We start from the raw sequence: 13,576 nt of genomic DNA, 5'->3' as shown, positions 1-13,576 counted from the left end.
CCGTGCATTACGCGAGATATAGGGACGCAAGACACCAGATCAACCTTTTGCCACGGTTCGGACCCATGCCCAAGATCAACGGAAACGAGATTCGCCCCGGCAATGTGCTGGAGCATAACGGCGGCCTTTGGGCCGCGGTCAAGGTCGACCACGTCAAGCCCGGCAAGGGCGGGGCGTTTGCCCAGGTCGAGATGCGCAACCTGCGCAACGGGTCCAAGCTCAACGAGCGGTTCCGCAGCGCCGACAAGGTCGAGCGCGTGCGCCTCGAACAGAAGGATCAGCAGTTCCTCTACCAGGAGGGCGAGAACCTGATCTTCATGGATACCGAGACCTACGAGCAGATCCAGCTCCCCGCCGAGATCCTCGGCGAGCGCCGCCCGTTCCTGCAGGACGGCATGACCATCACGGTGGAGTTCCACGAGAGCGAGGCACTGAACGCGTCACTGCCGCAGAAGGTCACCTGCCGCGTGGTTGAGACCGAACCGGTGGTCAAGGGCCAGACCGCGGCCAACAGCTTCAAGCCCGCGGTGCTCGACAATGGCGTCAAGGTGATGGTGCCGCCCTTCGTGGGGCAGGACGAGGACATCGTCATCAACACCGAGTCGATGGAGTATGCCGAGCGCGCCTGAGGGGTGCCGGGCTCAGGCCGCTTCGGGCCACGGGCGCATTACGCGCGCCTCCCATGCGTGCAGGATCGGGCGCGCGGCAATCGGTTCGGCATCCGGCGCGGCCAGCTCCGGGAAGAGGGCGAGCAACTCGTTCACCGCCGCGCGCGGCACGCCCGCGAGCGCCCTGCGTCGGCAGGAACGTCTCGGTCTCCAGCCCCTCGGCGCGGATGATCTGGTGGCTGTCGCACATGATGTGCAGGTAGCGGATGCCATCCGCGGCGGTCGCGCGTAGCACCCGCCCGCCATCGACAAGGTGGACCACCGCCGCCAGCACCTTGGCCTCGCCGTGATAGAGTTCTGCCCGCCAGTCGCGCAGCAGCACGCGGTGCTGCGGCGACACGAGCAGATCGCGCGCCGGGCGGCCCGGACCGAACGCGTGGGCGCGGATGCGCACCGGCCGAAACTCCGGGCGGCGGCGCAGATCCGCGCCCGAGAGCGTCACCGACCCCAGCCAGCAAAGCGGTTGCAACCCGGCGGCCCGACAAAGGCCAGCCCCTCGATGGTGCCGAAGGCGGGGCTGGAATTGCTGACATTGTAGCCCAGCACGTCCCATGTCTCGCCGGTGGCATGGTCGCGCAGGGTGACGCGATACTCGGCCTCGACCTTCGTGCCGTCGCCATAGACGGTGCCGTCGATGGTCTGGGACCCGTCAAGGCGCTGATCGTCGTTGTCGTCGAATCGCGTATCGCTGCCGCTGTCGCGGAGGTACGTCTCGAGCCAGTCGTTGGTTTCGAGACGGATGGTCTCGCCCATCAGGTTCGAGCCCGCCCCTTGCGCGAAGCCACTCAGCGATTGCCCGCCGCTGACGGTTATGTTGGATGCCTCGAGCATCCAGACGCCGTAATTCGCCATCGGGGCTTGCCTGCTCTGCCTCTGGTGTCACACGTCTCTGGGCCGTTTTGGCGCGGCTGTCGGTATGACTTGGCAGGAGCATGGCGCAAGCCGGGCGATCTGCACAGGGCCTGTTCCCGCGCTCAGAGCGGATCGACGCACGCCTCGCCGGCGGTCATGCCGGGGCAGGCCCTGTCGTGGCGCAGGTACGCGATTCCGCGACCGCCCGACTGGGTGAAGAGGGTGCCGACGGGTTTGCCCGCGGGGGTTGTGATGGCGGTGCCGGTCGGGGCCGCACCATGGACCGCGACGAGGGCGAGGCCCTTCTTCAACTCGGTCTTGTGCTTCATCCGGGCGGTCACTTCCTGACCGACATAGCAGCCCTTGCGGAAATCGACGCCGCCCAGCCGCTCGAAACCGGCTTCGAGGATGAACGTGTCGGGGGTGAGTTCCACCCCGGTTTCGGGGATGCAATGAGCCACGCGAATGCGGTCGAAATCGGTGCCGTCATCGCCCGCCTCGTCACCGTAGAGCCGCCAGCCGAGATCGGGGTGCCGCGGATCGGCCAGCGCGCCCTCGGGCGCGGGGGCGGTGCCGCGGCGCACGCGGATGTCCGTCTCACTGATTTGCACATCGGCGCGCAGCTTGTAGAGCGAGAGCCGCTGCAACAGCGTGGCCGCGAGGCTCTCGTCCACGTCGAGCCATATGCCTCCGTCGTGGCGCAGCAGAAAGAAATCGGCGATATACTTGCCCTGCGGTGTCAGCAGCGCGGTATAGACGAGCCCGCTGTCGAGCCGGGCGAGATCGCTGGTCACGAGCCCCTGCAGAAAGCTTTCGGCCTCGCTGCCGGTGATGTCCAGAATGCGCCGTGCCATGCCCGTTCCCTTGCCCGTGAACCCGTAATATAGGGCGAGGATCGGGACACGAAAGGGGGCGTAATGCGCGCCGGACTATCCGTGATCATTCCCACGCTTGACGCCGGGCACGAGCTGCCCGCCTGCTTTGCCGCGCTGTTCGAAGGGGTGCAGGCGGGGCTCATCCGCGAGGTGATCGTGAGCGATGGCGGATCGCGGGATGCCACCCGCGAGATCGCAGAGGAGACGGGCGCGGTGATCGTGACCGGCCCGCCCTCGCGCGGGGCGCAGTTACGGCGCGGGGTGGTGGTGGCGGGTGGCGCGTGGCTGCTGGTGCTGCACGCCGACACGCAACTCCCCGAGGGCTGGGCCGAGGTGGTGCGCGCGCGGATGGAAACGGGCGGGGCGGCGGCATTCCGGCTGCGGTTCGACGCGGATGGGGCGGTGCCGCGGTTTGTGGCGGGCTGGGCCAACCTGCGCACGGCGGTGTTCGGCCTGCCCTATGGCGATCAGGCGCTGCTGGTTTCGCGGCGCGATTATGACGCCGCCGGCGGCTACCCGGACATCCCGCTGATGGAAGACGTGGCGCTGGCCCGGGCTCTTGGGGGGCGGATCGCGCTGCTGCCGCTGGCTGTGACGACCTCGGCGGCGCGCTATCGCGGCGAGGGATGGCTGTGGCGGGGCGCGCGGAACCTGTGGCTGCTGGTGCGTTACCTATGCGGGGCCGACCCGGCGCGGCTGGCGGCGCGATATCGGCGGCACGGGTGATGGGCGGGGTCTCGTGTCGCGGGGCGATACCGGCAACATCGCAGAGTCCGCGCACGACAGGACCCGAACCCTTGCGCAGGATCAGCCCCGGACCGGGGGCGAATGATGACACTTCCCGAGCAGACGATTGACGCCGCCGGGCAGGGGGGTAATGTCGCGACCGACAGACAGGGGAGATAACCATGAGCCTTGCCAGCGGTCGCGCATACCTGGCCATTCCCGGCCCCTCGGTCATGCCCGAGGAAGTGCTGCGCGCCATGCACCGCGCCGCACCCAACATCTACGAGGGCGCGTTGATCGAAATGACCGCGGGCCTCATCCCGGACCTGCGCGCTGTGGCGCGTACGAAGGGCAACGTGGCGATCTACATCGCCAACGGGCATGGCGCGTGGGAGGCATCGCTGGCCAACACGGTGGCCCCCGGTGAGCGCGTGCTGGTGCCGGCCACGGGGCGGTTTGGCCACGGCTGGGCCGAGGTGGCGGAACTGCGCGGGATCGAGGCGGAGATCCTCGATTTCGGCAAGCGCTCGGCGGTGGACCTCGACCGCGTGGAGGCGGCGCTGCGCGCCGACAAGAACCACGCGATCCGGGCGGTGCTGGCCACCCACGCGGACACCTCGACCTCGGTGCTCAACGATATCGCGGGGCTGCGCGCGGTGCTCGACGCCACCGGGCATCCGGCGCTGCTGATGGCCGATTGTATCGCCTCGCTGGCCTGCGACCGGTTCGAGATGGATGCCTGGGGTGTGGACGTGATGGTGGCGGGCAGCCAGAAGGGGCTGATGGTACCGCCGGGGCTCGCCTTCGTATTCTTCTCGGAGCGGGCGGCGGCGGCGCGGGCGCGGATGGAGCGGGTAAGCCGTTACTGGGACTGGACGAACCGCGCAGACCCGCAGGTGTTTTATCAGTATTTCGGCGGCACCGCGCCCACCCATCACCTTTATGGCCTGCGCGCGGCGCTCGACCTGATAGCTGGCGAGGGGATCGAGGCGATCTGGCACCGGCACGAGGTGCTGGCCCGCGCCATCTGGGCCGCCTGCGAGACCTGGGGCGAGCGCGGGCCGCTGGAGCTCAACATCGCCGACCCGGCCTTGCGCAGCCGCGCGGTCACCGCGCTCAGGATCGGCGCGCCGCATGGCTCGGCGCTGCGGCAATGGGTGCAGGACAACGCGGGCGTGACCCTCGGCATCGGGTTGGGGATGGCCGAGCCGGGCGACCCGGCATGGCACGGCTTCTTCCGCATCGGCCATATGGGGCATGTCAACGCGCACATGATCCTCGGTGCACTCGGCGCGATCGAGGCGGGGATGCAGGCGCTCGATATCCCGCACGGGCAGGGCGGCCTTGCCGCCGCGGCGGCGGAGGTGGCCCGCGGCTCAGCCGTCGCGGGTTAGGCGGTCGGCCTTCTTGCGCACGAGCACGGTGCGCAGGTCATGCATCGCCAGGAGCAGCGCGTCGGTCACCTGCTCGAGTTGCTCGTCGGTGGCGCGCGACTGCGCCCAATGGGCGGTGGTGTTGAGGTAATCCACCGCGCGTAGGATGTCGTCGATATCGCGATGCTCGAGGATCGCCTGCCGCTCCGCCATCCACTCGCGGATCGCCGCGAGGTCGGCCTCGTTCAGGTCACGGTCGCCATGCGGCTTGATCTCGCCCTTGCGGATGTTGACCACGGCGATCTGGTCCATGTCGATGCGGCGCTGGCGGTTCTCGGTGTCCACGCGAAAGACGAAGGCGCCATTCTCGCGCACGCGGAAATAGTAGTCCGGCAGATCGCCCGCCATGTGTCCCCCTTACCGCAACCCCGCGCAGAACGCCTGTATCCGGCCGCAAGCCTCGCGCAGCGCCGCGTCGTCGGTAGCGTAGCTGACGCGAAAATGCGGCGAAAGCCCGAAGGCCGCGCCAAAGACCACGGCGACGCCCCGTTCCTCCAGCAGCGCGGTGGCGAAATCCTCGTCCGTGTCGATCCGCGCGCCGCCGGCGCTCACCTTGCCAATCAGCCCCTTGACGCTCGGGTAGACGTAAAACGCCCCATCGGGGACCGGGCACTCCACCCCGTCAATCTGGTTGAGCATCTCCACCACGAGATCGCGGCGGCGGACAAAGACGGCGTTGTTGGCGGCGATGAAATCGTGGGGACCATTGAGCGCCTCGACGGCCGCCCATTGGCTGATGGTGCAGGGGTTCGACGTCGATTGCGACTGAATCTTGCGCATGGCGGCGATCAGGTCCTCGGGCCCGGCGGCGTAGCCGATGCGCCAGCCGGTCATGCAATAGGCCTTGCTCACGCCGTTGCAGGTCAGCGTGCGGTCATAGAGGCCCGGCTCTACCTGCGCGGGCGTGCAGAATTCGAACCCGTCATAGGCAAGGTGTTCATACATGTCGTCGGTCATCACTTGGACATGCGGGTGGCGCATCAGGATGTCGGTCAGCGCTCTGAGTTCGTCGCGCGAATAGCCCGCGCCGGTGGGGTTCGAGGGCGAGTTGAAGATCAGCCAGCGGGTGCGTGGTGTGATCGCCGACTCCAGCGCCTCCGGGGTCAGCCTGAATCCGGTCTCGATCCCCGCCTCGACGATCACCGGCTCGCCGCCGGCGAGCAGCACCATGTCGGGATAGCTCACCCAGTAGGGCGCGGGTATCACCACCTCGTCGCCCGGGTTGAGCGTGGCCATCAGTGCGTTGTAGAGGATCTGCTTGCCACCCGTGCCGACACTGACCTGCGCGGGGGTGTAGTCGAGCCCGTTGTCGCGCCTGAACTTGGCACAGATGGCTGCTTTCAGCTCGGGAATGCCATCGACGGCGGTATATTTGGTGCGTCCCTCCTCGATCGCGCGGATGCCCGCGGCGGCGATATGCGAAGGCGTCGGAAAATCCGGCTCGCCCGCGCCGAGCCCGATCACGTCGCGCCCCGCCGCCTTCAGCTCCTGCGCCTTGGTGGTGACGGCGATGGTGGGCGAGGGCTTGACGCGCCCAAGCGTCGCGGAGAGGCGTGACATGGTCGACTCCGGTTTGAATTCACCTGCCAGATCTCATAGGCTGCGTGCGAGTTCCGTTCAAGAACGATCACCGGAAAGGAAGAGCATGACCACCGAGCAAGACGAGACCTGGTTCGACCCCGAGGCGACCACCTTCGGGGACCGCGTCGCCGGCGCGCGCGAGCGTGCGGGCATGAGCCAGGGCGAACTGGCCAAGCGGCTCGGCGTGAAGCTCAAGACGCTCAAGGGCTGGGAGGAGGACCTCTCGGAGCCGCGCGCCAACAAGCTGTCGATGATGGCGGGGCTTTTGAACGTGTCGCTCCTGTGGCTGCTTTCGGGCGAGGGCGACGGGCCGGATTCGCCCGAGATGGGCGATCTGGACCCCGACATCACCGGGCTTCTGACCGAGATCCGCGACATCCGCACGCAGATCGCCTACTCCACCGACCGGCTGGGGCGGCTGGAAAAGACGCTGCGCGCGCGACTGATGGAGCAGGCCGGTGAGTGACGAGCCGCGCGAGCACCGCTTGCGTCGCCTCGCCATGCGCGCCAATCGGCGCGGAATCAAGGAGATGGATATCATCCTCGGGCGCTATGCCGGGGCGCGTCTGGAGACGTTGGACGAGGAAACGCTCGATCTCTTCGACGCGCTGTTGTCCGAGAACGATCAGGACCTCTACCAGTGGGTAACCGGGCAGAGCGCGCCGCCCGGTCGCCTTGCGCCGCTGGTCGAGGACATCGCGCAGGTGGCCTGCGTCGGGAAATAGCGCGGATTTTAGGCGTTCAGCGCGCGATTTAACCGATTATTGGCGGTTTTGCCTGAGTCTGCCCCGCGAATGGTTCGCGAGGGAGATGTCCATGAGCTTTCACCGCCCCCCTGGCCCACGGCTCGCGCCCGGTGCCTTCATCGCCGGGTATCTCGATGCGTTGACGCTGGTGGAGCGGCTGCACCGCCTGCTGCTCGACGTCATCAAGGACGAATTCGAGCGCGTAGGCGTTCTCGAGATCAACGCCGTTCAGGCGCTTCTGCTGTTCAATATCGGCGATCACGAGGTCACGGCGGGCGAGCTCAAGACCCGGGGCTATTACCAGGGCAGCAACGTCAGCTATAACCTCAAGAAGCTGGTGGAGGCCGGGTACATGCACCACCAGCGTTGCGAGGCGGACCGGCGCGCGGTGCGCGTGCGCCTGACCGAGAAGGGACGCGGCATCCGCGATGTGGTCGCGGCGCTGTTCGAGCGCCACGCCAAAGGCTTGCAGGCGCGCGGGGTGCTGGGAAATGACGGGCTCGACCAAGTGACCGGTGCGCTCAGGCGGGTGGAACGCTATTGGAGCGACCAGATCCGCTATATCTATTGAGCAGGCAGCGCGCCCAGAACGATATCGCTGATTTCGCGAAACAGCTTGCGCTCCATCGCGCGCCGGAAATCCTCGAACCCGTCCGCCACTTCGAGGAACGCGCCGGGCCCGCGCAGCACCTCCTCGCGGTAGTGGCGCAGCACGTCCTCGTCATGGCCGAGGATCACCAATCCGTTCACCGTGATGTTTTGAAACGGAAAATGCCGGTAGGCCAGCGCCGGGCCAAAGCCCTGGTTGTTGACCCCGTCGCCCGAGACGTCGATCACCCGGCGCGCGCAGTCCGGGGCGCGGGCCATCACCTGCGCGCCGTAGCCTAGCGCGGAGCCGAGCGCGGTGGGGAATTCGGCGGTCGCGCGCTCCATGTCGGCCAGCGCCGCTGCGGCGCGGGTGATGTCGGCGTGGCTGCGCAGGAGCTTCCAGTCGAGATGCAGCTTTTCCCGGTGGCGTCCGCTCCACTCGTAGACCGCCAGCGCCACCTCGCCCCGGCCCGACAGGATCGCGTGGCGGATGTCGGGGGCGTCGAGGGCGGCCGCCAAGCCCTTGCTTTGCAACTCATATTCCCGGTTATCGACCGAGGATGACACGTCGAGCGCAAGCACCAGCCCGAGGCGGCAGGCGGCCTCGGCGGGGGCTGCGAACAGACCCGCAATGAGCGCCGCCCACCTCACCAGTGGCCCGTGTTCTCCATGCTCGCCCAGGGTTCGGCGGGGGCGAGCGCGTCGCCCTCCTGCAACAGCTCCACCGAGATGTTGTCGGGGCTGCGCACGAAGGCCATGCGGCCGTCGCGGGGGGGGCGGTTGATGGTGATGCCGTTGTCCATAAGGTGTTGGCACATATCATAAATATTGCCGACCGAGTAGGCGAGGTGGCCGAAATGGCGGCTGTCCGAGGGCAGGCCCTCGTCGCCGTCCCAGTTATACGTGAGCTCGACCGGGCATTCCTCCTGTCCCTCGGGAGCCATGAAAACAAGGGTGAAACGCCCGCCATCGTTGTCCCAGCGGCGGGTCTCGCGCAGGCCGAGAAGCGAGAAGAATCGCATCGTGGCGTCGAGGTCCTTGACCCGGATCATCGTGTGCAGGTAGCGGATTTTCATGGGATTTCTCCTGTCGGTATCGCGTCGGTATCCTGTCGGTATCGCGTCGGTGCGATCGCACGGGTGCAGGATAGGGCCTGTGCGCCGGGTGTCGAGGGCAAAGCTGCGCGCGCCGTCACACCCGATATCGGCTTGGCGGCGGCCCCACCCGCAAGATATAGTAGCAATCGACTCACCCCTCCCCGAAAGGTGCCGCCATGCCGCTGACCCCGGACCAACAGGCCGAAATCGACGCCGCCCGCACCGAGACGCGGCAGACGCTGCGTGCCACGGCACCGGGAATGGAGCGCCACCTCTATACCGCGCACCCGGTGCTCGATCACGGATTCGTGCGGGTGATCGACTACATGGGCGACGACGCGGCGATCTGTCAGGCGGCGCGGGTCAGCTATGGGCGGGGCACCAAGTCTGTCAGCAATGACGAGGGGCTGATCCGGTATCTGATGCGGCACTGGCACTCGACCCCGTTCGAGATGTGCGAGGTGAAGCTGCACGTCAAGCTGCCGGTGTTCGTGGCGCGGCAGTGGATCCGGCACCGCACGGCCAATGTGAATGAATATTCGGCGCGGTATTCGATCCTCGACCGCGAGTTCTATATCCCCGAACCGGACGCGCTGGCGGCGCAATCGACCACCAACAATCAGGGGCGGGGGGACGCGCTGGAGGGCGAGGAAGCCGAGCGCGTGCTGCGCACGCTGCGCGACGACGCGATGCGGTGCTACGACCATTACGAGGCGATGATTTCCGACGAGGGGCAACAGGGGCTGGCGCGGGAACTGGCCCGGATGAACCTGCCGGCGAACATCTATACGCAATGGTACTGGAAGGTGGATTTGCACAATCTGCTGCATTTCCTGCGGCTGCGGGCGGATGCGCACGCGCAATACGAAATCCGCGTCTATGCCGATGCGATCTGTCGTATCGTCGCCGACTGGGTGCCGGCGGCCTACCGCGCCTTCGAGGATTACCGCATGGGGGGAGCGACGCTCTCGGCCACCGCCCTTGATTGTGTGCGGCGGATGGTGAAGGGTGAGGAGGTGACGCAGGAAAACTCCGGCATGTCCAAGGGGGAATGGCGGGAGTTTGTGGGGGTTTTGAACGACCCCGCGTAAGCGGGGGCAAAACGCTCCGGTGGAGCGTTTTGAGTGAAAAACGGGCGCGCCCATGGCGCGGCCAAAAAGGGAGGTGGAGTAGTTGAAACTAAACGGCTACGAAGTCTTCTCGCGTCAGACGGTTGCTTCATGGCGACTATTAGTTTTTGCGAGCACTACGTTGATTGCTGTCAAGTTCTTTGACTACAATAACGAGGCTTGGCCGCTTTTGGGCAAAAACATTGCACCAAACGAATTTGAGATAATTTCCTCGGTCACTGTGGCGTTTCTGGCTGTTTCATTTTTGGTTAATTGGTACGGGGACTACATTGGCTTCGCGAGGTGGTTTAAGCGGGCCCATGTGGTTAAGAACTCAATAGAGGAGAGCGGGGCGGCAGAAAATACGGAGAGTCCCTTGGAGGGGCTTAAAAGGCGTCTGAGACAACTTGAGGAAAGCAACGAAAATGCGGAGGATCGCATCCTCGAGTTGGAAGCGTTCTCAATAGACGACCTTCAATCAGTGCAAGGCGATCGAAATGTTTCGCAGGATCTTGAGACACTACGATCAACCACCTCGAGCAATAAGAGCACGTTAGAATTGATGAACAGTCAAGTAGGCGACCTGAAGGCTTTGCTGGGTGATCTTGGTCCTAACTTCAGTCAAGTTTCTGCTTTCGCGAAAATTCTTTTTTTTGGGTGGTACCTTCTTTTACCGCTAGGCTTGGCAATATTTGCGCTTTTACTGAGATGAATAAATAAGCGACTCTCATTCCGAAATCGGCTTGTTTAAATGTGGGGGCTGCTTTGCATAAACAATGCCCTCGTTTGGTGGGCAGCCAGCGTAGGATGGGTGCCAACCCACCACCCCACTCCCCCCTGCGCGGAATCGAGGCGCGCCTTGGCGCGCCGCCGCGCATCGACGGGCCGCCCCCCGGCCCGGCGATTTGGCTACCACCTGCGAGTCGCTTGGGTCTTTTGCGGATTTGGTTGCCATAAAGCGCGCAGCCCCGGCGTTGGATCGCCGCGCCGCGGCCCGTCGATGCGCGGTGCCTCGGTGTCGGGTTTGACGGGGGAGGTCCTCGGGTCGAGCCCGAGGACGACGGGGCAGGGGGCCGGGCGGGACCGGCCCCCGGAAGGTCACGCGGATTTGGCGAGGTCGCGCAGCACGTAGTGCAGCACGCCGCCATGCTCGACATATTCCTTCTCGATGGCGGTATCGATGCGGCACTTGAGGGTGATCTCCTTGGTCGTGCCGTCGGGGTAGGCGATGGTGCAGCCCACCTCCTGCTGCGGCTTGATGTCCGCCAGCCCGGTGATCGAGAAGCTCTCGTCGCCCTTGAGCCCCAGCGAGGTGCGCGTGTCGCCGCCGGTGAACTCGAACGGGATGACGCCCATGCCGACGAGGTTGGAGCGGTGGATGCGCTCGTAGCTCTCGGCGATCACCGCGCGCACGCCCAGGAGCGCGGTGCCCTTGGCCGCCCAGTCGCGCGAGGAGCCGGCGCCGTACTGCTCGCCCGCCACCACGACGAGGGGGGTGCCCTGCTCCTGCCAGGCCATCGCGGCGTCGAAGATCGAGGTTTCCTGCCCGTCCGGGCCGAGGGTGTAGCCGCCCTCGGTGCTGTCGAGCATCTCGTTGCGGATGCGGATATTGGCGAAGGTGCCGCGCATCATCACCTCGTGGTTGCCGCGGCGCGAGCCGTAGGAGTTGAACTCGCGCACCGGCACCTGCCGCTCGGTCAGGTATTGGCCCGCCGGGGTGTCGGGCTTGAACGATCCGGCGGGGGAGATGTGGTCTGTGGTGACCATGTCGCCCAGCAGCGCCAGCATCCGCGCGCCCTCGATATCGGCGATGGTGCCCGGTTCGGGCGACATGTCGCGGAAATAGGGCGGGTTCTGGACATAGGTGGAGTGCGGCGGCCAATCGTAGGTCTCGCCCCCGGAGGTCTCGACCGCCTGCCACTTGTCGTCGCCCTTGAATACGTCGGCGTATTTGGAGCGGAACGCCTCGCGCGTCACGGTGCGCTCGACGATCGCGGCGATCTCCTTTTGCGTGGGCCAGATGTCCTTCATGTAGACGGGGGTGCCGTCCGGGTCGTGGCCGAGCGGGTCGCGCGCGAGGTCGATGTTCATGTCCCCCGCGAGCGCGTAGGCGACGACGAGCGGCGGCGAGGCCAGGTAGTTGGCGCGCACGTCGGGGGAGATGCGGCCCTCGAAGTTGCGGTTGCCGGAGAGCACGGAGGTGGCGATCAGGTCGCCCTCGGCGATGGCCTCGGAGATCTCCTTTTGCAGGGGGCCCGAGTTGCCGATGCAGGTGGTGCAGCCATAGCCCACGAGGTTGAAGCCGATGGCGTCGAGATCGTCCTGCAGGCCGGCGGCCTCCAGGTATTCGGTCACCACCTGGCTGCCCGGGGCGAGCGAGGTCTTGACCCAGGGTTTGCGGGTGAGGCCGCGCTCGCGCGCCTTTTTCGCCACGAGGCCCGCGCCGATCATCACGTATGGATTCGACGTGTTGGTGCACGATGTGATCGAGGCGATCACCACAGAGCCGTCGCGCAGCTCATACTCCTCGCCCTCGACCCGGACGGATTTGCGCGGGTCTTGCGCCGCGTCCGGGGCGGGGCCCTCGGCGGCCATGTCGGTGGCGTCGGCACAGTCGTCCTCGCCGCGATATTCGGACACGACGTCGAAGAATTTCGACGCCGCCTGGTCGAGCGCCACGTAGTCCTGCGGGCGCTTGGGGCCGGAGATGGCCGGAACAATCGTGCCCATGTCGAGGCTCAGCGTGTCGGTATAGACCGGCGCGTAATCGGGCCCGCGCCAGAAGCCGTTTTCGCGGGCGTAGGATTCCACCAGCGCGACGCGGTCCTCGTCGCGGCCGGTCTGGCGCAGGTAGCGCAGGGTCTCGTCGTCAATGGGGAAGAAGCCGCAGGTGGCACCGTATTCGGGGGCCATGTTGGCGATGGTGGCGCGGTCGGCCAGGGGCAGGTGATCGAGGCCGGAGCCGTAGAATTCGACGAACTTGCCCACCACGCCCTTCTTGCGCAGCATTTCCACGACCTTGAGCACCAGGTCGGTGCCGGTGGTGCCCTCGACCATCGCGCCGGTGAGCTCGAACCCCACCACCTCGGGGATCAGCATCGAGATGGGCTGGCCGAGCATCGCCGCCTCGGCCTCGATGCCGCCGACGCCCCAGCCGAGCACGGCGACGCCGTTGATCATGGTGGTGTGGCTGTCGGTGCCCACGAGCGTGTCGGGGTAGGCCACCGTCTCGCCGGACTGGTCCTCGTCGGTCCAGACGGTCTGGGCGAGGTATTCGAGGTTGACCTGGTGGCAGATGCCGGTACCCGGCGGCACGACGCGGAAATTGTTGAACGCGCCCTGACCCCATTTGAGGAACTGGTAGCGTTCCATGTTGCGTTCGTATTCGCGGTCCACGTTCATCTGGAAGGCGCGCGGGTTGCCGAACTCGTCGATCATCACGCTGTGGTCGATCACCAGATCGACGGGGTTGAGCGGGTTGATCTTTTGCGCGTCGCCGCCGAGGGCGGTGATGCCGTCGCGCATCGCGGCCAGATCGACCACCGCCGGGACGCCGGTGAAATCCTGCATCAGGACGCGGGCGGGGCGGTAGGCCAGCTCGCGGTTGGCGCGGCCGCCATTCGCGGCCCATTCGGAAAACGCCTTGATGTCGTCGAGCGTGACGGTCTTGCCATCCTCGAAGCGCAGCATGTTTTCCAGCACCACCCTGAGCGCGGCGGGCAGGCGCGAGAAATCGCCGAGCCCCGCCTTTTCGGCGGCGTCGATGGAGTAATAGGCGATGGTCCGACCGCTGACGGTGAGGGTCTTGCGGGTTTTTGCGCTGTCTTGGCCGACTGTGATAGGCATGGGGTGCCGTCCTTTCATGTCAGGGCTGGATGACGTTTGTCCCGCTTCTGACCGA

The 13,576-nt window shown here is 66.2% G+C and carries 16 protein-coding genes; 8 read left to right on the top strand and 8 right to left on the bottom strand.

Annotation, left to right across the window (positions count from 1 at the left end; genetic code table 11):
- The first annotated feature begins 65 nt into the window (after positions 1-65).
- Positions 66-629 carry an elongation factor P gene (efp, locus tag ACFFU4_RS07465; RefSeq protein ID WP_377068645.1) on the top strand — a complete coding sequence of 188 codons (564 nt, stop codon included), beginning with the start codon at positions 66-68 and terminating at the stop codon, positions 627-629.
- On the opposite strand, the gene ACFFU4_RS07460 is transcribed toward efp, so the two are convergent.
- The 3 genes from ACFFU4_RS07460 to ygfZ form a co-directional block, all read right to left on the bottom strand.
- The gene (locus ACFFU4_RS07460) at positions 592-1,137 is read right to left on the bottom strand and encodes a Hint domain-containing protein (protein ID WP_377068643.1); all 546 of its coding nucleotides are present in this window, start codon (positions 1,135-1,137) and stop codon (positions 592-594) included. The genes efp and ACFFU4_RS07460 overlap by 38 nt on opposite strands.
- The gene (locus ACFFU4_RS07455; RefSeq protein ID WP_377068641.1) at positions 1,107-1,520 is read right to left on the bottom strand and encodes a hypothetical protein; all 414 of its coding nucleotides are present in this window, start codon (positions 1,518-1,520) and stop codon (positions 1,107-1,109) included. The genes ACFFU4_RS07460 and ACFFU4_RS07455 overlap by 31 nt, the downstream gene beginning before the upstream one ends.
- Before the next feature lie 122 nt (positions 1,521-1,642).
- On the bottom strand, positions 1,643-2,374 hold the full coding sequence (gene ygfZ, locus ACFFU4_RS07450; protein WP_377068639.1) for a CAF17-like 4Fe-4S cluster assembly/insertion protein YgfZ: 732 nt from the start codon (positions 2,372-2,374) through the stop codon (positions 1,643-1,645).
- A 63-nt stretch (positions 2,375-2,437) separates the two neighbouring features.
- Here ygfZ and ACFFU4_RS07445 point away from each other — a divergent pair, with 63 nt between their 5' ends.
- A complete protein-coding gene (locus ACFFU4_RS07445) occupies positions 2,438-3,121 on the top strand; it encodes a TIGR04283 family arsenosugar biosynthesis glycosyltransferase (protein ID WP_377068637.1) in 684 nt (227 codons plus the stop codon).
- 182 nt (positions 3,122-3,303) lie between these two features.
- Positions 3,304-4,515: a pyridoxal-phosphate-dependent aminotransferase family protein gene (locus ACFFU4_RS07440; protein WP_377068634.1), complete on the top strand. Its 1,212-nt coding sequence runs from the start codon at positions 3,304-3,306 to the stop codon at positions 4,513-4,515.
- On the opposite strand, the gene ACFFU4_RS07435 is transcribed toward ACFFU4_RS07440, so the two are convergent.
- Together ACFFU4_RS07435 and ACFFU4_RS07430 are read right to left on the bottom strand one after the other, a co-directional pair.
- Positions 4,498-4,902: a hypothetical protein gene (locus ACFFU4_RS07435; protein ID WP_377068632.1), complete on the bottom strand. Its 405-nt coding sequence runs from the start codon at positions 4,900-4,902 to the stop codon at positions 4,498-4,500. The genes ACFFU4_RS07440 and ACFFU4_RS07435 overlap by 18 nt on opposite strands.
- A gap of 9 nt (positions 4,903-4,911) precedes the next feature.
- Entirely contained in the window at positions 4,912-6,114 is a 1,203-nt protein-coding gene (locus ACFFU4_RS07430) for a pyridoxal phosphate-dependent aminotransferase (RefSeq protein ID WP_377068630.1), read from the bottom strand.
- A gap of 85 nt (positions 6,115-6,199) precedes the next feature.
- Between ACFFU4_RS07430 and ACFFU4_RS07425 the strand changes: the two genes are divergently transcribed.
- From ACFFU4_RS07425 to ACFFU4_RS07415, 3 genes are all read left to right on the top strand, one after another.
- Entirely contained in the window at positions 6,200-6,601 is a 402-nt protein-coding gene (locus tag ACFFU4_RS07425; RefSeq protein WP_377068628.1) for a helix-turn-helix domain-containing protein, read from the top strand.
- 34 nt (positions 6,602-6,635) lie between these two features.
- The gene (locus tag ACFFU4_RS07420) at positions 6,636-6,860 is read left to right on the top strand and encodes an FAD assembly factor SdhE (RefSeq protein ID WP_377068777.1); all 225 of its coding nucleotides are present in this window, start codon (positions 6,636-6,638) and stop codon (positions 6,858-6,860) included.
- A gap of 85 nt (positions 6,861-6,945) precedes the next feature.
- Positions 6,946-7,452 carry a MarR family winged helix-turn-helix transcriptional regulator gene (locus ACFFU4_RS07415; RefSeq protein WP_377068626.1) on the top strand — a complete coding sequence of 169 codons (507 nt, stop codon included), beginning with the start codon at positions 6,946-6,948 and terminating at the stop codon, positions 7,450-7,452.
- On the opposite strand, the gene ACFFU4_RS07410 is transcribed toward ACFFU4_RS07415, so the two are convergent.
- Positions 7,446-8,123: a DUF1194 domain-containing protein gene (locus ACFFU4_RS07410; RefSeq protein WP_377068775.1), complete on the bottom strand. Its 678-nt coding sequence runs from the start codon at positions 8,121-8,123 to the stop codon at positions 7,446-7,448. The genes ACFFU4_RS07415 and ACFFU4_RS07410 overlap by 7 nt on opposite strands.
- Positions 8,117-8,545 carry a VOC family protein gene (locus ACFFU4_RS07405; protein ID WP_377068624.1) on the bottom strand — a complete coding sequence of 143 codons (429 nt, stop codon included), beginning with the start codon at positions 8,543-8,545 and terminating at the stop codon, positions 8,117-8,119. Before ACFFU4_RS07405 ends, ACFFU4_RS07410 begins: the two co-directional genes overlap by 7 nt.
- Before the next feature lie 197 nt (positions 8,546-8,742).
- On the opposite strand from ACFFU4_RS07405, the gene thyX reads away from it, so the two are divergent.
- On the top strand, positions 8,743-9,657 hold the full coding sequence (gene thyX / locus ACFFU4_RS07400) for an FAD-dependent thymidylate synthase (protein WP_377068622.1): 915 nt from the start codon (positions 8,743-8,745) through the stop codon (positions 9,655-9,657).
- Between the two features lie 82 nt (positions 9,658-9,739).
- Entirely contained in the window at positions 9,740-10,387 is a 648-nt protein-coding gene (locus ACFFU4_RS07395) for a hypothetical protein (protein WP_377068620.1), read from the top strand.
- Between the two features lie 386 nt (positions 10,388-10,773).
- Here the strand turns inward: ACFFU4_RS07395 and acnA are convergent, their stop codons facing one another.
- Entirely contained in the window at positions 10,774-13,521 is a 2,748-nt protein-coding gene (acnA, locus tag ACFFU4_RS07390) for an aconitate hydratase AcnA (RefSeq protein WP_377068618.1), read from the bottom strand.
- Positions 13,522-13,576: the final 55 nt, after the last annotated feature.

Origin of the sequence: Roseovarius ramblicola, assembly GCF_042430665.1 — a bacterium.
Taxonomy (GTDB): Bacteria; Pseudomonadota; Alphaproteobacteria; order Rhodobacterales; family Rhodobacteraceae; genus Roseovarius; species Roseovarius ramblicola.
The sequence above is the reverse complement of the archived record's forward strand: the minus strand, read 5'-3'. Positions and strand labels throughout refer to the sequence as shown.

Coding starts and splice junctions, on each gene's coding strand:
- thyX (WP_377068622.1), top strand. CDS start 8,743: ATGCCGCTGACCCCGGACCAACAGGCCGAAATCGACGCCGCCCGCACC.
- ACFFU4_RS07425 (WP_377068628.1), top strand. CDS start 6,200: ATGACCACCGAGCAAGACGAGACCTGGTTCGACCCCGAGGCGACCACC.
- ygfZ (WP_377068639.1), bottom strand. CDS start 2,374: ATGGCACGGCGCATTCTGGACATCACCGGCAGCGAGGCCGAAAGCTTT.
- ACFFU4_RS07430 (WP_377068630.1), bottom strand. CDS start 6,114: ATGTCACGCCTCTCCGCGACGCTTGGGCGCGTCAAGCCCTCGCCCACC.
- efp (WP_377068645.1), top strand. CDS start 66: ATGCCCAAGATCAACGGAAACGAGATTCGCCCCGGCAATGTGCTGGAG.
- ACFFU4_RS07420 (WP_377068777.1), top strand. CDS start 6,636: ATGCGCGCCAATCGGCGCGGAATCAAGGAGATGGATATCATCCTCGGG.
- ACFFU4_RS07415 (WP_377068626.1), top strand. CDS start 6,946: ATGTCCATGAGCTTTCACCGCCCCCCTGGCCCACGGCTCGCGCCCGGT.
- ACFFU4_RS07445 (WP_377068637.1), top strand. CDS start 2,438: ATGCGCGCCGGACTATCCGTGATCATTCCCACGCTTGACGCCGGGCAC.
- ACFFU4_RS07455 (WP_377068641.1), bottom strand. CDS start 1,520: ATGGCGAATTACGGCGTCTGGATGCTCGAGGCATCCAACATAACCGTC.
- acnA (WP_377068618.1), bottom strand. CDS start 13,521: ATGCCTATCACAGTCGGCCAAGACAGCGCAAAAACCCGCAAGACCCTC.
- ACFFU4_RS07435 (WP_377068632.1), bottom strand. CDS start 4,902: ATGGCGGGCGATCTGCCGGACTACTATTTCCGCGTGCGCGAGAATGGC.
- ACFFU4_RS07440 (WP_377068634.1), top strand. CDS start 3,304: ATGAGCCTTGCCAGCGGTCGCGCATACCTGGCCATTCCCGGCCCCTCG.
- ACFFU4_RS07405 (WP_377068624.1), bottom strand. CDS start 8,545: ATGAAAATCCGCTACCTGCACACGATGATCCGGGTCAAGGACCTCGAC.